Consider the following 18799-nt stretch of genomic DNA (forward strand, 5'->3'; position numbering starts at 1 on the left):
TTACCCATTTTCCATCCGTACTTGTACGCACAACCGGCCAGAACCCTAGAATAGCGACCCCATTATCGCTTTCCGCCGTTCGCCCGGCACCAGGAGTTTCCTTGTCGCACTATGCCGGTCCCCTGCTGACGCTCCCGCTCGCCCGGACGCTGCTGGTCGCGCGCGACGCGGGAGCCTCGGTATGGGCGGGGTCGATGGATCTGGGGCGCTCCGACGAAAGCGTCGTGTTGCTGCCTGACGCATGGCAGCGATCCGGCCAGATCTTCCCGTACCCGGGCAAACTCAAAGACCGCACCATCTATTTCTGGGACGGCGATGACTTCTCGCCGGTATCTCGCTTCTCGGGCTCGCTGATCAAGCTGGTGCCCACCGACTGGGGTGCGCCGACCTTCGAGATCGACGGCATCAAGATGCTGCCCACCTCGAAGGAATCGCCCTTTGAGGACGCTCGCCGCAAGATTGCGCTTGTCGAACCTCGTGGCAAGGTGGTGCTCGATACCTGTGGCGGCCTCGGTTACTTCGCGGCATGCTGCCTGGAGGCGGGTGTCGGGAGGATCATCTCGTTCGAAAAAAACGAGGACGTGCTGTGGCTGCGCACCCTGAACCCGTGGTCGCCCGACCCGGATGCCTCATCGAGCGCGGGGCGCCTGCAACTCACCCATGGCGACGTGTCGCTGGCGATCGGTCAGCTCGCCGATGCATCGATCGACGCCCTGTTGCACGATCCACCGAGGTTTGGCATTGCCGGTGAGCTTTACTCGCAGGTGTTCTACAACGAGCTCGCGCGGGTGCTCCGCCGCGGCGGGCGCCTGTTTCATTACACAGGCAGCCCGAACAAACTCACCAGTGGTCGCGATGTGCCACGCGAGGTCGCCAAACGTCTGGAGAAAGCCGGCTTCAAGGCCGATCTGGCGTTGGACGGCGTGCTCGCGATCCGTCGGTAGGTCCACGCAACGAGCAGCCTGGTCATACTCCCGGTCAGGCGGATCGGGTCAGCCGCCTCGCCTCTACCAGCCTGGCAACGCGCTCCTTGTCGACAGCGGCCGCCGGCGTATAGATGATCAGGCCAAGCTCGGGCCGGCCGTCGACGGCGAATGACGAATATTCCAAAGTGACTTCGCCCACCAGTGGGTGCGCGAACTGCTTCGTGCCTTCACCGTAGCTTTGCAGGTCGTAGTCGTTCCAGATGGCCTCGAAGGCGGGGCTCAGCGCGATCAGTTCGTCCACGAAGCCCCTCACGCGGTCCGTCGCGCCGAGTCGTGCGATGTCCGCACGAAATGCCGCCACGGCGAAACGTGCGTGATCTTCCCAATGGCGCGTCTTGTTGCGCACGCGATCGGTGGCAAAGAGCAGCTTCAACACGTTGCGCTGTTCCGGCGGAAGGACACCGTATTCGGTGAGCACGGCTGCCGCGGCGGCGTTCCAGCCGATGATGTCCCACTGCGCGGTTTTCACGATTGCCGGACTCGTCTCCAGCGAATCGAGCACGCGCTGCAACTGCGGTGAGATCGCAGCGGACGGCTGGTAGGTGACTTCAGGCGGCCGGTTCTGTGCCAGCAGGAACAAGTGCTCGCGTTCGACGGCCGTGAGGGCCAGGGCGGCGGCAAGACGATTCAGTACTTCGGTAGAGGGCGCACCGCCACGGCCCTGTTCGAGCCAGGTGTACCAGGTGGCGCTCACGTTCGCGCGCAGGGCAACTTCTTCGCGTCGCAGGCCAGGCGTACGCCTGCGCGTGGTCGGCATGCCGAAGGCCGCTGGATCGAGCTTCGCCCGGCGGTCCTTCAGGTAACTGCCAAGCAGGTTTTCTTGCGGGGTGCTCATCCGTTGAGCCTACTACGATGCCCATTCCGTCCGTAGAGGAGGAAGTGTCTGGACGTTGTCAGGCCTGTAGTCCGCAAGACCGGGCGGCATATAGGTGCGATGAATAATCAATCCCTACCGAGCACCTCAAGCCCCGCCAGGGATGGCTGGCTGGCCGTGGCTGCCGTGACGCTGGCTGCCTTCGCCTTCGTCACCACGGAATTCCTGCCGATCGGCCTGCTCCCGCAAATCACCGGCGAACTCCACCTCAAGACCGGTATCGGCGGCCTGATGGTCACTACGACCGGCCTCGTGGCGGCCATCGCGGCACCACTGACCACGATGCTTGCCGGCCGCCTCGACCGCCGCAACGTGCTCATGCTCCTATCGGTGTTGCTGATGGCGGCCAATATCGTCGCCGCATGCGCCACGGGATTCGCCACCATGCTCTTCGCCCGCGCACTCCTGGGCATTGCGCTGGGTGGCTTCTGGGCGGTCGCGCTTGCCGCGGGTGGCCGCTTGGTACGCCCCGAGAAGGCCGCCCTCGCGACAGCCACGATGTTCGCCGGCATCACGTTCGCCACGATCATCGGCGTGCCGCTGGGCACCCTCATCGGTAGTGTCGCTTCCTGGCGCTACGCCTTTCTTGCCACCGGTGCGCTGGTCCTTATCGCCCTGATCGCACAGTTCTTCCTCTTGCCCCGGCTACCATCGGACACCGTGGTGAAGACGGCTGACTTTCGCAGCCTGCTGCGCCGGTCGACCTCGCGCCTGAGCCTGATCATGATGGCGGTCGTTATCGCCGCGCACTTCACCGCTTACACGTATATCGCGCCGTTCCTGATCGAGCGTGCCGGCTTCGATGAGCGCGGCATCACGGCGGTGCTGCTCGGCTTCGGTGTGGTCGGCTTCATCGGCAATTTCATCGCCCCCAGGGCGATCGCGAAGAACCTGCGCTGGTCGCTCGCCGGCACGATGCTCCTTCTTGGCGCCACCATCTTCGCGCTGCCGCTTCTGGGCATGTCCCACGCAGGCGCCAGTGCCGACATCCTGCTCTGGGGCATGGCTTATGGCGCACTGCCTGTCGCGCTGAGCGTCTGGGTTTCACGCTACGCCGGTGACCACCCGGAAGCCGGTTCGGCCCTCTTCGTCATGACCTACCAGCTTGCCATCGCAGCCGGCTCGTTCATGGGTGGTCGGGTGGTCGACAGTGTCGGCGTGGTGTCTGCCCTGGTGGTCGGTGGTGTCGCTGTCGTCGTCGCGCTGGGCTTGCTCGCAACATTAAACCAGCATGCCGCCGGAGACCTCGATGCGCTGACCGCTGATCCAGCGGTTATCGTCCGACAGCAGGGATGAAATCATCGCGCCGAGGTCGTCCGGCAACCCCACGCGACCCAGCGCCGTCATGTCCGAGATGCGCTTGGCCAGCGCCGGGGTGTCACGCACCATGCCACCACTGAAGTCGGTAGCGACCGCGCCGGGAGCCACCGTGTTTACCGCGATGCCGCGGGGGCCGAGCTCTGCGGCCATGTAGCGCGTCAGCACTTCCACGGCGCCCTTCATCGCACCGTACGCGGAGCTACCGGGCATGGAGACACGCGCGAGGCCGGACGAGATATTGATGATGCGTCCGCCGTCGACGATCAACGGCAGGAGCTTCTGCGTGAGCAGGTACACACCCTTGAAGTGGACGTTGTAGATGGCGTCCAACTCCTCTTCGGTGGTCTGGTCGAACGCCTTGTGCAACGACTGGCCCGCGTTGTTCACCAGGAAGTCGAAGCGCTCGGCGCCGAGTTCACCGATGGCCGTCCTCGCACGCCCGACGAACGCATCGAAAGAAGCGGCGACGCCGGTGTCCAGCTTCAGCGCGATGGCCCGCCTGCCCTGCTGTTCGACGGCGGCGACGACGTTGGCTGCCTCTGCCTGATTCTCGCGATAGGTAAAGATGCTGTCGACGCCGCGTGCCGCCAGGTGGAGCACGGTGCTACGGCCGATGCCGCGGCTGCCGCCAGTGACGAGGGCGATCTTCGTCACGTTACTTGCTGGGTTTGTGCTGGTCATGGGTTGTCCTTCGGTTTGGGGCCTGTGCAAACGATAGGCCCGTCCATGCCACGACGGAATGCGCGAACCCGGCCCATTCTTGCCTGATCCTGCTTCCAGGCATACGATGCCGACATGATTCCCGAACTGACCCAGAGCCTGCTCCGTCATACCGATGGCCGGGACCCTTACGGCCCGTACCTGACCGACGTGCCCGGCCTGGTGCTGTTGCGGTCCGACCACGAAAAGCCGCCCGCCCACCTCATATTCAAGCCCGCCCTTTGCATCGTCGTGCAGGGCGCGAAATGGGCCGTGTTCGGTGACCGCCACCTGGACTACCGTGCGGGCCAGGCGCTTATCGTGAGCGTGGAAACACCGGCGCTGGGGCGTGTGGTGGAAGCCAGTCCGACGGAGCCCTTCCTCGGCATCATCATCGAATTCGATCTCGCGATCATGCGCGAGGTGGCCGACGCGCTCGGCACGCCTGCGCCGGGCGGCGAAGGTCCCGGCTTTGGCGTCTTCGTCACGGATTTCGACGGGCCGCTGGCCGATTGCACCGTGCGCCTCGTGCGCCTGCTGGACACGCCCCAGGCCATTGCATTGCTCCAGCCGGCGATCATGCGCGAGATCGCGTACTGGCTGCTCAGCGGCCCCCACCGCGCGGAGGTGGCCCGCATGGTGCTGGCCAACACACATGCCCATCGCGTGATCACCGCCATTCACCGTTTGCGCGACCGTTTCGCCGAGCCTGTGCGCATCGACGATCTGGCCGCGGGCGCGCAGATGAGCACGTCCGCCTTTCATCGCCAGTTCCGCCGCCTCACCGCCATGACCCCGCTGCAGTATCAGAAACAGCTGCGTTTACTCGAAGCACGACGGCTGATGGTGGGCGAAGCCGCCAGTGCCGAGACGGCCGCCTTCGCCGTCGGCTACGAGAGTGCCTCACAGTTCAGTCGTGAGTATTCGCGGATGTTCGGCCTTCCGCCGCGGCGTGATGCGAAACTGCTGCAGCAGGCATGAGCCTCCGCTTCTTGTAGGAGCCGGCTATGCCGGCGATGGGGCTTGAGGCGACCTGGTTATCGCCGCTGAAGCGGCTCCTACAGGAGGCCATGAAAAGCTGGGGTCATGATGTTGGTCTGGCCGGGGCGTAGAATGTCGGGTTTATGTGTGGAGTGTCTCCCTTGGCCTTCCCCTTTTCCCTGGTCATTTTCGACCTTGACGGCACGCTGGTGGATAGCGCGGCCGACATCGCCGAATCGGTCAATCGCACGCTGCGCGACTGGAAGCTACCGACCTACGACGTCGGGCAGATCACCGAGTGGATCGGCGAGGGCTCGCGCAAGCTCATCACTTACGCCTTTCGTCATGCCGGCAGTGACGCGGATATTGACAAGGTGATGCCCGGTTTCCTCGAACACTATGCCGAGACGGCGCTGGATGGCATCGCCTACGACGGCGTGGTCGATACACTGGCTGCCCTGCACGCCCAGGGCGTGAAGCTTGCGGTGTGCACGAACAAGAACGAGGAGTTCGTGCACCCCCTGCTCGAGGCGCGCGGCATGCTGCGGTACATCGACGGCATCGTCGGCGGCAACACTTTGCCCGAACGCAAGCCCAGCGGCGTGCCGCTACTGCACCTGGCCAGCGAAGCCGGGGTCGCAACGAGCGACACGCTCATGGTCGGTGATTCCGAGAGCGACGTGCTCGCCGCGCGCGATGCCGGCCTGCCCTTCGTGATGGTGAGCTACGGCTATCGCAAGTCGCTCGACCTGCATGCGATCGGCGCGCTGGCGGTGATCGACCGCATGCCGGACCTGCTCGCTATCGGTAACTCTCGATAACCGCCTTGATCAGCGCGACATCGTCCTCGATGCCGTAGTCGGGCGGCGCCGAGTAGCCGAACCGCGTGATCACCAGCTTCTCGGACGGCACGATGTAGATGCGCTGGCCCATCGTGCCGCTGGCGAAGAAGCCATCCTTGGGAAAGCCCCCTTCCACACGCCATTTCGCCGGACGGCTCGGCCCGTCATTGGTCCAGAAGCCAGCGCCGTACGGCGCGCCCAGCGTCGACGTGCGCGACCAGGCGACCCACTCGCGCGGTAGCAGCCGCTCGCCGGTCGGAGCGACGCCGTCGTTGAGGTACAGCAGGCCGAACTTCGCGTAATCGCGGGCGCTGGCGTAGAGGTAAGTCGACCCTATGAACGTGCCCTTGCCGTCGAACTCCATCGTGACATCGTGCATGCCCAGGCTCCGGAAGAGCCTGCTTTGTGCGTACGCCCGCAGACCCGCCGGACCGCCGCCGATCAACTCGCCGATCTTCCTGTCGAGCAGCACGGTGTCGGCCGAGGTGTATTCGAATGTTTTTCCGGGTGGCTCTTTCGCCGGCTGCGCGGCCGCAAAGCCGGCCATGTCGCCATGCAGGAATTCCATCTGCGCCACGGGACTGAAGGCCGACTCCGCTTCCTCTGCCGCAAGGCCACTACGCATGCGCATGAGGTCTTCCACCGTGATGGAGGCACGCGCGTCGCCGGGCTGCCGCCATTCCGGCGGATCCAGGGGTTGGTCGACGCGCAGCTTGCCTTCACTGACAAGCATGCCGAGCAGCGCATTGGTCAAGGACTTGGCGACCGAGAAGCTGATCAGCGGGGTGTGCACGTCGAAGCCATCGGCGTAGCGCTCAGCCACGACGACACCGTCCTTAACGACCACCACGGCCTTCACCTGCTTCACCGGTTCGCCCTCGCGCTCGATGAAGAGTCGATCCAGCGCCGCGGCCACCGCCGGTTTGCGCGTGGCGACGGCCTCGTCCGGCGCGAAGTCGTCGTCGAGTCGCCCGGAGGTCGTGGCCTCCGGCGGATCCGCCACCAGGGGCACATTGCCCGGCAGGTCGAGACGGCAGCCGTAGCCCCGGGTGAAGCTCGCACGGGCCAGCGATCGCAAGGGGCTCGACACTTCCACGCTCTGCGTCTCCGGCGACACATGCACGCTGAGCAGGTGTCCCGCGACGCTGCCGATCATCGGCACCACGAGCTCGTCGTAGGTACGTTTGGGATCCTGGCCGCCGATGAAAGTCATCGAGCAGACGTGGTGAGCAGCCACGCCCGCGGCGACGCGCAGCGCCTGGTCGGGACGGAACACCATCCATGCCGAAGCGGCGGCGACCATCACGATGCCTCCGACGATCAGTGCTTTCTTACCCACGGTCATCCCCTCTGCTTTTGCCCAGTCTGGGGCAAGCGAGAGTTGTCGGCGTGGTCTGCCGGGACGAATGCCGGCTGGCCAGGGACGAACGGCCGGCTTTGTCCGGGCGACGCGCGCTAGAGCTCCAGTGCGAGCCCCGGCGGCAGCTGGCCGAGGTAGCGGCGGGTCCAGGTCACCCGGGCGCCGTCGCGCAGGAGCAGCCGCTGCTCACCCTCCGGCCAGGGCTTCAGTTCGCGGATCGCATCCAGCCTGACCACCGTCGAGCGGTTGATCCGGACGAAGTGCAATGGCGACAGGCGCGTCTGCATGGCATCGAGCGTGCCACGCAATCGGTGCGGTGTGCCTTCCACATAGACGTCGATGTAGTTGCGGTCCGACTCGATGCGGTCGATGCGGTCGACATGAACCAGCTCCGCGCTGTCGCCCTTCGGAAGGAGCAGGCGCTCGACATAGTGCGCGGGCGGCGGCAAGGCATCGAGCAACCCGTCCACGCGCACGGCGAGCCCCGCTGAGGGAACGAGCAACCGGCACAGCCGTGCGGCGAGGCGATCGAACCGTTGCGGGCCCACCGGCTTCAACAGGTAATCGAACGCGTGCACCTCGAACGCTCGCACGGCATGGGTGTCATGCGCCGTGACGAAGACGATCTCCGCCGGCAACGGCTCGCCCAGCGCCTGCAACACGCCGAAGCCGTCCATGCCCGGCATGCTGATGTCGAGGAAGACCACGTCCGGGCGCAAACGCTGGATGAGGGCGACTGCTTCCACCCCGCTACCGGCCTCGCCAATCCATTCCAGGCCGTCGGCCGTGGCGAGATAGCGGCGCAGCTTGGCGCGCGCAGGCGCTTCGTCATCGACCACGACGACACGCAGGCTCATGCCGCTGCCCAACGTCGCGCCGGCAACCAGACGGTCACCACCGAGCCGCCGCCCACGGCCGCATCGCGGCTCACACCGGCGGCGTCGCCATACAGGTGACGCAGTCGCGCATCCACATTGCTGTATCCGATGCCGTGGCCAGGACGTGCCGTGCCGCCACCGAAGTCGCGAACGCGCAGGGTCAGCCTGCCCGCCTCACGCTTCGCATCGACACAGACGCGTCTGCCTTCGCCGCTGCCACCGTGCTCGATCGCGTTCTCCACCAGCGGCTGCAGGATCAGGAACGGTACGTGCAGATCATCGAGGGCCGCATCGCCCTCCACGTGCGCATCGAGCCCGTTGCCGAAACGCGCCCGCTGGATATCCAGGTAGAGCGACAGCAGTTGCCACTCGTCGGCAAGCCGATGCTCCTGCGTCGTCGCCGACAGCGTGGCGCGCAACAGCTCGCCGATGCGCGAGAGCATCTCGTCGGCGACCTGCGGCCGCTCGTACATGAGCTCCGAGACGGCATTGAGGGTGTTGAACAGGAAGTGCGGGTTCAACTGCAGGCGCAACGCGTCCAGACGCGCGTCAGACAGCGCCGATTCCAGCTGCGCAGCGCGTAGCTCCCTCGCCTGCCCTTCGCGGTAACGATCGAACAGCCACAGTCCCAGGGCGATCACCGCATAGAAGAACAGCTGTGTCGGCATTTCCATGAGGTAGCGCCACCCCGTGGGCGGCGCCGCGTAGCGTGCGTAGCCCGCCAGCGGAAACACCATTAGCCGCAGGCCCAGCATCAGGCTGGTCTGCGCCACGGACAGCGAGAGGAACAATCCCAGGTGGCCGAGAAGGCGCGCCGGGACCGAGGCGATGCCTGCGATTCGACGCAGGAGCGAGAACAGCACCGGCAGAAAAACGCCGAAGCTCAACGAGCCGGTGAGTTCGTCGATCAGCTTCAGCGCAAACAGCGACGGCACGTGGTTGGCGATATCGATGAGATACCGGTTGGACGCCCTGAGCAAACCAATGGCCACCAACAACGCGACCCAGAGGATCGCGACGTAGCCTTTCTTCCCTGTCTTCATGTCGAGGCCCCCGCCCCTGTCTTGCGTGCCGGCCCTTATACCAGAGCCGGCACACAAGGCGGGATCAGGCGGCGCGCCTGGGCAGCACCCAATCCGGGCGGATGAAATGACAGGTGTAACCGTTCGGGTACTTCTCCAGGTAGTCCTGGTGCTCGGGTTCGGCCTCCCAGAAAGGGCCTGCCGGTGACAGTTCAGTCACCGCCTTGCCCGGCCACAGGCCTGAGGCATTGACGTCCGCGATGGTGTCTTCGGCGACGGCCTTCTGCTCGTCATCGAGGTAGAAGATGGCCGAACGATAGCTCTCGCCCCGATCGTTTCCTTGCCGATTCAGCGTAGTCGGATCGTGGATCTGGAAGAAGAACTCGAGAATCTTGCGGTAACTCACCCTGGCCGGATCGAACTCGATCTCGATCGCCTCGGCATGACTGCCGTGGTTACGGTAGGTGGCGTTGGGCACGTCGCCGCCGGAATAGCCCACCCGCGTGGCGATGATGCCCGGCTGCCTGCGAATCAGGTCCTGCATGCCCCAGAAACAACCGCCGGCGAGAATGGCGCGCGCAGTCATAGGACACCTCCTGTTTCGCTGTCGAACATGTGGACGTACTGGCCGTAGCCTTCCTTTTCGAGGTCGGCGACGGGGATGAAGCGCAGCGACGCCGAATTGATGCAATAGCGCAGGCCGCCCTGGTCACGCGGGCCGTCGGGAAAGACATGGCCGAGATGACTATCCGCATTCGCCGAGCGCACTTCGGTGCGAATCATGCCGTGGGTGATGTCGCGCTTCTCGTCGACATGGTCGGCTTCGAGCGGGCGCGTGAAGCTGGGCCAGCCGCAACCGCTGTCGAACTTGTCGAAGGACGAGAACAACGGCTCGCCTGAGACGATATCGACGTAGATGCCCGGCTCTTTGTTGTCATTGAATTCGTTGTGGAACGGTCGCTCGGTGCCGCTCTGCTGGGTCACCCGGAACTGTTCGGGCGTCAGCTTGGCGAGGGCTTCGGGGGTCTTGCGATAGTCGGACATGGGGACCTCCAGAGGGATGAAGATCGGGGCTGCAGGCCAGTTGCGGGCCCGCTCCACCGCTCGTTCCATAATGCGGTCGAACCCCGTGGAAACAATAGTAAGGACTTGCCCTCAGGCATCCTGTGGGAGCCGATTCATCGGCGAAAACCAGGTCGCGACACCGTCCAGGCCCTCGCTCCGCAGGAATCGCCGATAAATCGGCTCCTACGAAGAGCCAGAAAAACGAACCTATGAAGACCCAGGTAGCCGGACCGAGAACCGGGCGCCACCACCCGGCGCATCGAGCACACCGATGCTCCCCCCATGCCGCGCCACGATCTCCTGCACCAGATGCAGCCCCAGCCCCGTCCCCACGCTGCTCGGTCGCAACCGATAGAACGGGGTAAACACCTTCGCCCGCTCGGCCTCGGGAATACCGGGACCCTCGTCGCTGATCTCGAACGTGGCACCCTCCGTCACCGCGACATGGATCAGGCCCTTGCCACCCGCGTGCGCGATCGCATTCTGGATCAGGTTGGTCACGGCGCGGGACAGGGAGAGGCGGTCGCCCATGACCACGACGGCATGCTCCGGCGCATCCATGGCCAGCTCGTAGCCCGCGTCCAGGACCAGGGGCGCCACGTCGGCACTGACCTCGCGCACGAGGGTCACCAGGTCGAGCGGCTCGAACTCGGTGACCTGCTTGCCCAGCCGCTGCAGGTCGAGCAACTGTTCGGCGATATTGGCCAGTCGGGCCAGGTCGGTCAGCAGGCGGGTTCGCGCCTCGCCGGGGGGCAAGGTATGCAGCCTGGCTTCGAGGATCGCGATGGGCGCGCGCAGTTCGTGGGCCGCGTCCGCGAGGAAACGGTCGCGCGCATCGTAGCCCTCGCCCAGGCGCTCCAGTGCAAGGTTGAACGCGCGCACCAGCGGCTGCAGCTCGCGGGGCACCGCGCCGTCCTCCAGCTGGGCGCCGCGCTCGTCGATATTGATGCGCTGCGCCTGGTCGGCCACCTTGCCGACACCGGCCATCGATCGATGGATGAGCCAGGGAACCGCCACCAGGGTGACCAGCACCAGCGGTAATCCGATACGCGTACCGATATAGACCGAGAACTTGACGAAGACGCGTGCGAGACCGAGCAAGGGCGCACCGCCGACGATCACATGAAGACGACCGTATGCCGTGTTCTCGACAATGACGCGCATGGCCAGTTCATAGGGTGCGCTCGTCGTATGCACCTCGGACGATTGCAGCGAAGCGAGCGAATCGACCAGCGACCGATAGCCCTGCGGAACCGTGCCGTGACTCAGGCGATGTCCCTGCTCGTCGGCGATCACGAACCACATCCGCGGTGCGGCGTCGAGGACGGCGCGCAGGTCGTCATCGGTATGTAGCTGCATCGCGCCATGGTCAACCGTCACGGCATGGGCGATGTCACGCGCGAGGCCTTCATCGATGTATGCCGCCCGCGTATCGAGGAGGCTCCAGGTCAGCGCAGCGATAGTAACGAGCAGGATGACGATCTGCAGCACGCTGAGGCGAACGCCGAGCTGGACGGTGAGTGACTTAGCGTGCCTGCCCATCGCGCACCTCCCGCAGCAGATAGCCAATGCCGCGGATCACGTGGATTTCCACGCTCGCGTTCGCCTCCACGAGCGCCCGGCGCAGCTTGGACACGTGCGCATCCAGGGCGTTCGACTGAATGGCATCGTCGAAACCGTAGACCGCCTCCTGCAAGACCTCCCGCTGCACCGTGCGCCCATGGCGATAAGCCAGCGCTTCGAGCAGCAACAGCTGGCGACGCTGCAGGCGCAACGGCTGGCCGTCCACGTGGGCATCGCGAGCGGTGAAGTCGAAGGAGAGATTGCCCACGGTGGCAACCGGCAACGCGATTTGCGCGGGGCGACGCGAAATCGCCCGGATCCTCGCCAGCAGCTCTTCGATCGCGAAGGGCTTGACCAGGTAATCGTCCGCGCCGAGATCCAGGCCATCGATACGATCGGCAAGCGAGCCGCGAGCGGTCAGCATGATGACCGGAAGGTCGGCATGCGTGGCTCGTGCCTTGAGCAAAAGAGTCGCTCCGTCACCGTCGGGCAGTTGCCTGTCGAGCAGGAGCAGGTCGTGCACCTTGCATTGCAGGGCCTCGGTGGCGTGCGCGATATCCGTCGCGATGTCCACGAGCATGCCGTGCCGATGCAGGCCAGCCTGGAGCGCGGCGGCCATCTCCGGCTCGTCTTCCACCAGCAGTATGCGCATGCAGAACCTCCCGAAGGGGCGCGATCCTAACACGAGCTAAATGCCCGTCAGGCCGGGCAATGTTCGGGCAATGTCCGTTTCCCACCATCCGGAGCCTATCGTCCCCATGAGTCTTCCCGTATGTCGGTATCCCGTTCGCGTTCCGCCTCGCTGCTCACCCTGATCGCCGGATTCGGCCTGTCTGGCGCCGTATCGGCCCAATCCGCGGATGACCGCGCACCAGGCTGGAGCCTCGGTATCGGCGCCGCATGGGCCCCCAGCCCGTATCGCAGCTATGACAACAAGGCCTTGCCCCTGCCCCTGGTGAACTACGAGGGTAAGTCGTTCTACTTCCGTGGCGCCTCGGCCGGCTACAAGCTGTTTTCGACGCCCTCCGACGAGATCTCCCTGCTCGTCTCCCCGTTCGCCAACCGCTTCCGTCACCAGGACACCGACAACGCACAGCTGAAACAGCTGTCCAACCGCAACATCTCCGGCATGGCCGGCGTGGCGTGGAGGCACAAGGCGGAATGGGGCGTCGTGTCCGCCAGCGCACAGAAGGAATTCACCGGCCACGGCGGCGGCACCCTGCTCGACGCCGGCTACAGCTACCCGTTGAAGAAGGGCGCTCTCACGCTCATCCCGACCGTCGGCATCTCGCGCAGCAACGGCGCGCTCAACGACTACTATTACGGCGTGAGTGGCCGCGAGGCCCTGCGCAGCGGCCTGCCTGCGTACCACGCCGATGGTGGCACCGCTCCCTACGTGAACCTCATGGCGAACTACCGCTTGTCGCCTTCCTGGGTCACCTCGGCCGGCATGCGCTACACCATCCTCCCGGATGCGGTGAAGGACAGCCCCATGGTCAACGCCGATCACACACGTAGCTTCTTCGTCTCACTCAGCCACGTATTCTGAGCGATGGCCGACCGGATCATGCGTCGGATAGCGGACCTGGCCTACGGCATCGACCCCGATCACCAGGCGGTCTGGGACTGGCTCCTGCTTACGCCCATCCAGGAGCTGGGCGGCCGGACCGCCGTGGAAATCGCACTCGCCGGTGAAGGCGAGTGCGTGGTTTCCCTGCTGGAATCGGTGGCGGCCGGCAAGCGAAACCTCTAGTCCGCGAACCTGTCGGCTACTCGTGCATCATCGCCTGATGCACCGACAGGGGCATCGGCATCATGTTGACGTTGGCGTTGTGCATCACCCACAGCGAGCCGGCAACGACCACCGCGATCAGGAACGTCGTGCAGGCGAAGATCGCCGTATTCGCGCGCTGGCTTCGTGCCGAGCCAAGGTGCAGGAAGTACACCAGCTGGACGAACAACTGCGCGACGCACAAAGCGACGATGAGCGCCAGGCGCCCATTTGCCGGAACGACATTCGACATGACCGCGCCGAACGAAGCCAGGGTCAACGCCACGGAAAGGATGAAGCCGGACACGTAGCTCCGCATGCTGCCGTGGGCCTGGGAATCGTGACTCATGGGGTGAACTCGCGCAGATAGACGAAGGTGAAGACGCAGATCCAGATCAGGTCGAGGAAGTGCCAGAACAGGCTCAGGCAGGCGAGCCGACGACGGACGATGCCGTCCAGGCCGAAGCGCAGTACCTGGTGCATCATCACGCCGAGCCAGACCAGACCCGAAAGCACGTGCAGGCCGTGCGTACCGACCAGCCCGAAGTACGCCGAAAGGAAGGCACTACGCGAGGGGCCCGCACCGTCGTGGATCAGCTCGACGAACTCGTGCACCTCCATGGCGATGAAGCCGAGGCCGAGCAGGAAGGTGATCGCTAGCCAACCGACCAGCACGCGCCGGCGCCCCGCCGCGGCGCCGAGCATGCCGGCGCCGAAGGTGAAGCTGCTCAGCAACAGCAACATGGTTTCGGTCAGCACGAACGGCAGGCCGAAAAGCTCCCTGCCCCCCGGTCCTCCCGCCGTGGCACCGGCAAGCACCCCGAACGTCGCGAACAGTGTCGCGAAGATCAGGCAGTCGCTCATCAGGTAGATCCAGAAGCCCACCGTGGTCATCGACCCATCGTCGTGCTCCGCGTGGCCATGTCCGGCCGTGGCAAGGGTAGTGCTCATGCTCAGGCGGCCTCGTCGTAGCGTGTGGCGGCGGTAGGATGGGTCTTCGGTAGCCGCGCATAGCGTGCCCGCTCGATCGCGGCGACTTCGGCGGCGGGTACGTAGTAGTCGACGTCGCGGTCGTAGGTCCGCACGATGAAAGCGATGATCATGCCGAGCAGCGACACGATCGCCAGCGGCCAGATGTGCCAGACAAGCGCGAAGCACAACGCGAGCGAGATGGCGGCGATGATGAAGCCTGCGCCCGTGTTCCGCGGCATGTGGATGTCCTCATACGCCGCCGGCTCGACATACGCGGTGCCCGCCTTCTTCGCATCCCAGTGCGGTTCGAGCGACGTGATCACCGGTACATGGGCGAAGTTGTAGAACGGCGCCGGCGAGGCGGTGGACCATTCCAGGCTGCGGCCGTCCCAGGGATCACCCGTCATGTCGAGGTTGGCGTTGCGGTTGCGGATGCTGACGACCAGCTGGATACCAAGGGCGGCGATGCCACAGGCGATGACCAACGCGCCGATCAGCGCGACGACCAGCCACGGCTGCCAGGCAGGATCGTCATAGTGGTTCATGCGCCGCGTCATGCCGTCCAGGCCAAGCACATACAGCGGCATGAAAGCGAGGTAGAAGCCGACCAGCCAGCACCAGAACGACACCTTCCCCCAGAACTCATTGAGCGTGAACCCGAACACCTTCGGGAACCAGAAGCCGATCGCGGCCAGGCAGCCGAACAGCACGCCACCGATGATCACGTTATGGAAGTGCGCCACGAGGAACAGGCTGTTGTGCAAGACGAAGTCCGCACCGGGCACGGCGAGCAACACGCCGGTCATGCCGCCGATGGCGAAGGTGACCATGAAGCCGATCGTCCACCACACCGAGGAGTGGTAGCGGATCCGCCCGCGGAACATGGTGAACAGCCAGTTGAACAGCTTCACGCCGGTAGGAATGGAGATGATCGAAGTCATGATGCCGAAGAAGGCGTTGACGTTCGCGCCCGAGCCCATGGTGAAGAAGTGGTGCAGCCAGACGAAGAACGACAGCACGCCGATGGACGAGGTGGCGTACACCATCGACTTGTAGCCGAACAGAGGCTTGCCCGAGAACGTGGAAATGATCTCCGAGAACGCGCCGAAGCAAGGCAGGATAAGGATGTAGACCTCGGGATGACCCCATACCCAGATCAGGTTGATGTACATCATCGCGTTCCCACCAAGCTCGTTGGTGAAGAAGTGCATGTCCAGGTAGCGGTCGGCGCTGAGCAGCGCGAGCGTGGCGGTCAGCACCGGGAACACGCCGATGATGAGAATGTTGGTGATGAGCGCCGTCCAGGTAAACACCGGCATGCGCATGAGCGTCATTCCCGGTGCACGCATGCGAAGGATGGTCACCACCAGGTTGATACCGGTCAGCAAGGTGCCCAGGCCGGAGACCTGTAGCGACCATATGTAATAGTCCACGCCCACCGTGGGGCTGTATCCCAGTTCGGATAGTGGCGGATACGCCACCCAACCGGTCGCGGCGAAGTCGCCGACGAACATGGACATCATCACCAACACCGCGCCCACTGCCGACAACCAGAAGCTCAGCGAGTTGACGAAAGGAAAGGCCACGTCACGTGCGCCGATCTGCAGCGGCACCACCACGTTCATCAGGCCGAGGATGAGCGGCGTGGCGACGAAGAAGATCATGATCACGCCGTGGGCGGTGAAAATCTGGTCGTAGTGGTGCGGCGGCAGGTAGCCGGTCGAGCCGTTGGCGGCGATGGCCTGCTGCGCGCGCATCATCAGCGCATCGGCGAAGCCGCGCAGCAGCATGACCAGCGCGAGGATGATGTACATCACGCCGATGCGTTTGTGGTCAACCGAGGTCAGCCACTCGCGCCAGAGGTAAGTCCACTTGCGATAGTACGTAATGGCGGCGATAAGGGCCGCGCCACCGAGCATCACGATAACCAGGGTCCCCATGATGATGGGCTCGTGGAACGGGATGGCGGACAGATCGAGTTTGCCGAACATGCGGTTCAGTCCTTCGCCGGCGACGTCAGGGGAAGCGTGTCCGCACGCTGCGGAGCGAGTGCGGAGGGAATGCGGGCTACGGTGCCGGAAGGGCCGCAGATTTCGCCACCGGCGGCCTTCGGCATGAATTGATCGACCACGTGCTCGAACAACCCGGTTTCGACGTTGCCGAACTTGCGCGCCGGCTCATGCTCGCTGGGTGCCGTCAGCGCGTGGTAGCCATCGGCGGTGAGTGCCGGCGACGAGGTACGGGTGCGCTTTATCCAGTCCGCGAAGTCGGCATCGCTCACCGCGATCGTGTCGAAACGCATGCCCGAAAAGCCCGCACCGCTATATGCCGACGAACGCCCCGCATACGTACCCACCTCATCGGCAATCAGATGAAGGCGGGTTTCCATGCCCGCCATCGCATAGACCTGGCTACCCAGGCGCGGAATGAAGAACGAGTTCATTAACGAGTCTGCGGTCAGGTGGAACTCGATCGGCGTGCGCGCCGGCACGACCAGTTCATTCACCGTGGCCACGCCGTAGTCGGGATAGATGAAGAGCCACTTCCAGTTGAGAGCGACCACCTCGACCTTCAACGGCGGACGTTCGGAAGCCAGCGCCTTGTACGGATCCAGGGCGTGGGTACTCCGCCAGATCAGCACGGCAAGGACGGCGACGATCACGCAGGGAATCGTCCACACGACGACTTCGATCGCGGTGGAGTGCGACCACTCGGGCGCATAGGTGGCCTCGGTGTTCGTGGCGCGGTAGCGCCAGAAAAAGTACAGGGTGAGCGCGATGACCGGAATGACCACGAGCAACATCAGCCCCGTCGAGAGCAGGATGAGGTGACGCTCCTGGTTGCCGATATCGCCCTTCGGATCGAACAGCGCAAGACGGCAGCCCTGAAGGAGTAACGCGCCGCCCACGGCGGCAAGACGCAGCGCGGGCCGATAGATTCGGTGGAACAGCGACGCAAACATGTATGCATCCATATAGGGATGCGGCGCATACTATGCGTCGACAATATCCATACATCGGTGGCATTGTGACGCGGACAAGCTCCATACAAGGGCTCGACTGGGCGGCGGCACTCAACGAGGAGGGACCGCGCTACCTGCAGGTGGTCCGTTTCATGGAAAGGGCGATCACCGACGGGCGCCTGCGGCCAGGCGACCGCCTGCCGCCGCAGCGGCAACTGGCTACCGCGCTGGGCATGGACCTGACCACGGTGACCCGTGCCTATGCGGAGGCTCGCGAACGCAAACTGCTCCACGCCAACGGCGCCATGGGGACCTTCGTCTCCGCCCCGCGCTTCGACACGGCGCAGGTCGTGGACCTGGGCATGAACATCCCGCCGCCACCGCAAGGTATCGACCTCACTGCCCTGCTCAAACGTGGCGTGGATCAGATACTCACTCACACCGATTCCCACCTGCTGATGAGCTATCACCCGGGCGGTGGCAGCGACGCCGATCGCGCTGCGGGGGTCGCGTGGCTCGCCCCCATGCTGGGCCGGCTGGATGACTCACGCGTGGTCACCTGCCCGGGTGCGCAGGCGGCCCTTGCCGCCCTCGTCCTCGCGCTGAGCGACGCCGGCGAAACCATCCTGACCGAGCCGGTGTTGTATCCCGGCATGATCAGCGCCGCCACGCAGCTCGGCCGCCGGCTCTTCGCCGTTGCTAGCGACGCCGACGGCATGCTTCCCGATGCGCTCGAGAAGGCTGCCCTGGCACACCAGGCGCGCGTCATCTATCTCAACCCTACCCTGCGTAACCCGACGGCCACGACGATGCCCCTGGCGCGCCGGGAACAGATCGTCGCGATCGCGCGGAAGCACGACCTGCGCATCATCGAAGACGATCCCTACTGGCCTCTATGCGACGCAGCGCCTCCACCGCTGGCTCGCCTCGCACCGGAACGGAGCTGCTACATCTCCACGCTGTCGAAGGCGCTTACCCCAGGCCTGCGGACGGCCTATGTCGTGACACCGGACGCCGCATCGCGTTCCACTTTCCTGGGCAGCCTGCGCGCCGTCACGCTGATGTCGACGCCGGTGATGACCTCACTGGCGACGCAATGGATTCATGACGGGACGGCTGTGCGGCTACTCGAGGCAGTGCGTGCAGAGGCGCGGGAGCGACAATCGATGGCGGCGCGGATCCTGCGCCCGGCGAGTCTCGCGACCATAACCGAGGCTGCCTCGACGGAAGCGATTCACCTCTGGCTGCCTCTGCCGGGACGCTGGACCGCGCGATCACTGACGATGACGGCGCGCATGGAAGGCCTTGCGGTCACGCCTTCGGATGCCTTCTCGGTGGGCTCACCGAAAGAGCAGGCAATCCGGATTTCGCTGGGCGGCGTGAAGGACCGCATGCGCCTGAAGCAGGGGCTGGATCGGCTGATGCAGGTGATGGAGGGTGGCGATCCTGCCGTCGATTCGGTGGTTATCTAGTGAGCCGCACATAGTGAGCCGCACAAGAAGCA

20 protein-coding genes are annotated in these 18799 nt (G+C 64.8%); 7 read left to right on the forward strand and 13 right to left on the reverse strand.

Features of this window, described 5'->3' with window-relative positions; all coding sequences use genetic code 11:
• Positions 1–101 precede the first annotated feature (101 nt).
• On the forward strand, positions 102–944 hold the full coding sequence (locus tag C8J98_RS05775; RefSeq protein WP_107911792.1) for an MnmC family methyltransferase: 843 nt from the start codon (positions 102–104) through the stop codon (positions 942–944).
• A 34-nt stretch (positions 945–978) separates the two neighbouring features.
• Here C8J98_RS05775 and C8J98_RS05780 read toward each other — a convergent pair whose 3' ends face one another.
• Positions 979–1821, reverse strand: a complete 843-nt coding sequence (locus C8J98_RS05780) for a helix-turn-helix transcriptional regulator (protein WP_107911794.1) — start codon at positions 1819–1821, stop codon at positions 979–981.
• 99 nt (positions 1822–1920) lie between these two features.
• On the opposite strand from C8J98_RS05780, the gene C8J98_RS05785 reads away from it, so the two are divergent.
• Complete coding sequence (locus tag C8J98_RS05785) at positions 1921–3156, forward strand: MFS transporter (protein WP_107911795.1); 1236 nt, start codon at positions 1921–1923, stop codon at positions 3154–3156.
• On the opposite strand, the gene C8J98_RS05790 is transcribed toward C8J98_RS05785, so the two are convergent.
• Entirely contained in the window at positions 3082–3861 is a 780-nt protein-coding gene (locus C8J98_RS05790) for an SDR family oxidoreductase (RefSeq protein ID WP_107911797.1), read from the reverse strand. The genes C8J98_RS05785 and C8J98_RS05790 overlap by 75 nt on opposite strands.
• A 114-nt stretch (positions 3862–3975) precedes the next feature.
• Here C8J98_RS05790 and C8J98_RS05795 point away from each other — a divergent pair, with 114 nt between their 5' ends.
• Positions 3976–4860, forward strand: coding sequence for an AraC family transcriptional regulator (locus C8J98_RS05795; protein ID WP_107911799.1), 885 nt, complete (start codon positions 3976–3978; stop codon positions 4858–4860).
• 161 nt (positions 4861–5021) lie between these two features.
• A complete protein-coding gene (gene gph, locus C8J98_RS05800) occupies positions 5022–5681 on the forward strand; it encodes a phosphoglycolate phosphatase (protein ID WP_107911801.1) in 660 nt (219 codons plus the stop codon).
• On the opposite strand, the gene C8J98_RS05805 is transcribed toward gph, so the two are convergent.
• The 7 genes from C8J98_RS05805 to C8J98_RS05835 form a co-directional block, all read right to left on the reverse strand.
• Complete coding sequence (locus C8J98_RS05805) at positions 5662–7041, reverse strand: serine hydrolase (RefSeq protein WP_158272612.1); 1380 nt, start codon at positions 7039–7041, stop codon at positions 5662–5664. The genes gph and C8J98_RS05805 overlap by 20 nt on opposite strands.
• 116 nt (positions 7042–7157) lie before the next feature.
• Positions 7158–7919 carry a LytTR family DNA-binding domain-containing protein gene (locus tag C8J98_RS05810; RefSeq protein ID WP_107911805.1) on the reverse strand — a complete coding sequence of 254 codons (762 nt, stop codon included), beginning with the start codon at positions 7917–7919 and terminating at the stop codon, positions 7158–7160.
• A complete protein-coding gene (locus C8J98_RS05815; protein WP_107911807.1) occupies positions 7916–8983 on the reverse strand; it encodes a histidine kinase in 1068 nt (355 codons plus the stop codon). The genes C8J98_RS05810 and C8J98_RS05815 overlap by 4 nt, the downstream gene beginning before the upstream one ends.
• Before the next feature lie 64 nt (positions 8984–9047).
• Positions 9048–9548 (reverse strand): peptide-methionine (S)-S-oxide reductase MsrA, encoded by a 501-nt coding sequence (msrA, locus tag C8J98_RS05820; protein WP_107911809.1) that lies wholly within the window; start codon positions 9546–9548, stop codon positions 9048–9050.
• Positions 9545–10006, reverse strand: coding sequence for a peptide-methionine (R)-S-oxide reductase MsrB (msrB, locus tag C8J98_RS05825; protein ID WP_107911811.1), 462 nt, complete (start codon positions 10004–10006; stop codon positions 9545–9547). The genes msrA and msrB overlap by 4 nt, the downstream gene beginning before the upstream one ends.
• A 228-nt stretch (positions 10007–10234) precedes the next feature.
• Positions 10235–11569: a HAMP domain-containing sensor histidine kinase gene (locus C8J98_RS05830; protein WP_107911813.1), complete on the reverse strand. Its 1335-nt coding sequence runs from the start codon at positions 11567–11569 to the stop codon at positions 10235–10237.
• The gene (locus C8J98_RS05835; protein WP_107911815.1) at positions 11553–12242 is read right to left on the reverse strand and encodes a response regulator transcription factor; all 690 of its coding nucleotides are present in this window, start codon (positions 12240–12242) and stop codon (positions 11553–11555) included. Before C8J98_RS05835 ends, C8J98_RS05830 begins: the two co-directional genes overlap by 17 nt.
• 120 nt (positions 12243–12362) lie before the next feature.
• Here C8J98_RS05835 and C8J98_RS05840 point away from each other — a divergent pair, with 120 nt between their 5' ends.
• Both C8J98_RS05840 and C8J98_RS05845 read left to right on the forward strand, forming a co-directional pair.
• Positions 12363–13139: a MipA/OmpV family protein gene (locus C8J98_RS05840; protein WP_107911817.1), complete on the forward strand. Its 777-nt coding sequence runs from the start codon at positions 12363–12365 to the stop codon at positions 13137–13139.
• A gap of 3 nt (positions 13140–13142) precedes the next feature.
• Positions 13143–13343: a hypothetical protein gene (locus tag C8J98_RS05845; protein ID WP_107911819.1), complete on the forward strand. Its 201-nt coding sequence runs from the start codon at positions 13143–13145 to the stop codon at positions 13341–13343.
• Positions 13344–13359: 16 nt separating this feature from the next.
• On the opposite strand, the gene cyoD is transcribed toward C8J98_RS05845, so the two are convergent.
• From cyoD to cyoA, 4 genes are read right to left on the reverse strand one after another with little or no spacing between them, the layout of a single operon-like run.
• Positions 13360–13710, reverse strand: coding sequence for a cytochrome o ubiquinol oxidase subunit IV (gene cyoD / locus C8J98_RS05850; RefSeq protein WP_107911820.1), 351 nt, complete (start codon positions 13708–13710; stop codon positions 13360–13362).
• Positions 13707–14255, reverse strand: coding sequence for a cytochrome o ubiquinol oxidase subunit III (cyoC, locus tag C8J98_RS05855; RefSeq protein ID WP_233260159.1), 549 nt, complete (start codon positions 14253–14255; stop codon positions 13707–13709). The genes cyoD and cyoC overlap by 4 nt, the downstream gene beginning before the upstream one ends.
• A 59-nt stretch (positions 14256–14314) precedes the next feature.
• The gene (gene cyoB / locus C8J98_RS05860) at positions 14315–16324 is read right to left on the reverse strand and encodes a cytochrome o ubiquinol oxidase subunit I (RefSeq protein WP_107911824.1); all 2010 of its coding nucleotides are present in this window, start codon (positions 16322–16324) and stop codon (positions 14315–14317) included.
• Between the two features lie 5 nt (positions 16325–16329).
• Positions 16330–17295, reverse strand: coding sequence for a ubiquinol oxidase subunit II (gene cyoA / locus C8J98_RS05865; protein WP_107912612.1), 966 nt, complete (start codon positions 17293–17295; stop codon positions 16330–16332).
• Positions 17296–17360: 65 nt separating this feature from the next.
• Between cyoA and C8J98_RS05870 the strand changes: the two genes are divergently transcribed.
• On the forward strand, positions 17361–18767 hold the full coding sequence (locus tag C8J98_RS05870; RefSeq protein WP_233260124.1) for a PLP-dependent aminotransferase family protein: 1407 nt from the start codon (positions 17361–17363) through the stop codon (positions 18765–18767).
• Positions 18768–18799 lie beyond the last annotated feature (32 nt).

The organism is Luteibacter sp. OK325 (assembly GCF_003050935.1).
Classification (GTDB): Bacteria; Pseudomonadota; Gammaproteobacteria; order Xanthomonadales; family Rhodanobacteraceae; genus Luteibacter.

What these genes read in the sequence shown, in the direction of transcription:
- cyoA (WP_107912612.1), bottom strand. Translation starts at nt 17,295, where the DNA reads ATGTTTGCGTCGCTGTTCCACCGAATCTATCGGCCCGCGCTGCGTCTT.
- C8J98_RS05785 (WP_107911795.1), top strand. Translation starts at nt 1,921, where the DNA reads ATGAATAATCAATCCCTACCGAGCACCTCAAGCCCCGCCAGGGATGGC.
- cyoD (WP_107911820.1), bottom strand. Translation starts at nt 13,710, where the DNA reads ATGAGTCACGATTCCCAGGCCCACGGCAGCATGCGGAGCTACGTGTCC.
- C8J98_RS05790 (WP_107911797.1), bottom strand. Translation starts at nt 3,861, where the DNA reads ATGACCAGCACAAACCCAGCAAGTAACGTGACGAAGATCGCCCTCGTC.
- C8J98_RS05835 (WP_107911815.1), bottom strand. Translation starts at nt 12,242, where the DNA reads ATGCGCATACTGCTGGTGGAAGACGAGCCGGAGATGGCCGCCGCGCTC.
- C8J98_RS05840 (WP_107911817.1), top strand. Translation starts at nt 12,363, where the DNA reads ATGTCGGTATCCCGTTCGCGTTCCGCCTCGCTGCTCACCCTGATCGCC.
- C8J98_RS05845 (WP_107911819.1), top strand. Translation starts at nt 13,143, where the DNA reads ATGGCCGACCGGATCATGCGTCGGATAGCGGACCTGGCCTACGGCATC.
- msrB (WP_107911811.1), bottom strand. Translation starts at nt 10,006, where the DNA reads ATGTCCGACTATCGCAAGACCCCCGAAGCCCTCGCCAAGCTGACGCCC.
- msrA (WP_107911809.1), bottom strand. Translation starts at nt 9,548, where the DNA reads ATGACTGCGCGCGCCATTCTCGCCGGCGGTTGTTTCTGGGGCATGCAG.
- C8J98_RS05830 (WP_107911813.1), bottom strand. Translation starts at nt 11,569, where the DNA reads ATGGGCAGGCACGCTAAGTCACTCACCGTCCAGCTCGGCGTTCGCCTC.
- C8J98_RS05795 (WP_107911799.1), top strand. Translation starts at nt 3,976, where the DNA reads ATGATTCCCGAACTGACCCAGAGCCTGCTCCGTCATACCGATGGCCGG.
- C8J98_RS05780 (WP_107911794.1), bottom strand. Translation starts at nt 1,821, where the DNA reads ATGAGCACCCCGCAAGAAAACCTGCTTGGCAGTTACCTGAAGGACCGC.
- cyoB (WP_107911824.1), bottom strand. Translation starts at nt 16,324, where the DNA reads ATGTTCGGCAAACTCGATCTGTCCGCCATCCCGTTCCACGAGCCCATC.
- C8J98_RS05810 (WP_107911805.1), bottom strand. Translation starts at nt 7,919, where the DNA reads ATGAGCCTGCGTGTCGTCGTGGTCGATGACGAAGCGCCTGCGCGCGCC.
- C8J98_RS05815 (WP_107911807.1), bottom strand. Translation starts at nt 8,983, where the DNA reads ATGAAGACAGGGAAGAAAGGCTACGTCGCGATCCTCTGGGTCGCGTTG.
- cyoC (WP_233260159.1), bottom strand. Translation starts at nt 14,255, where the DNA reads ATGACCACGGTGGGCTTCTGGATCTACCTGATGAGCGACTGCCTGATC.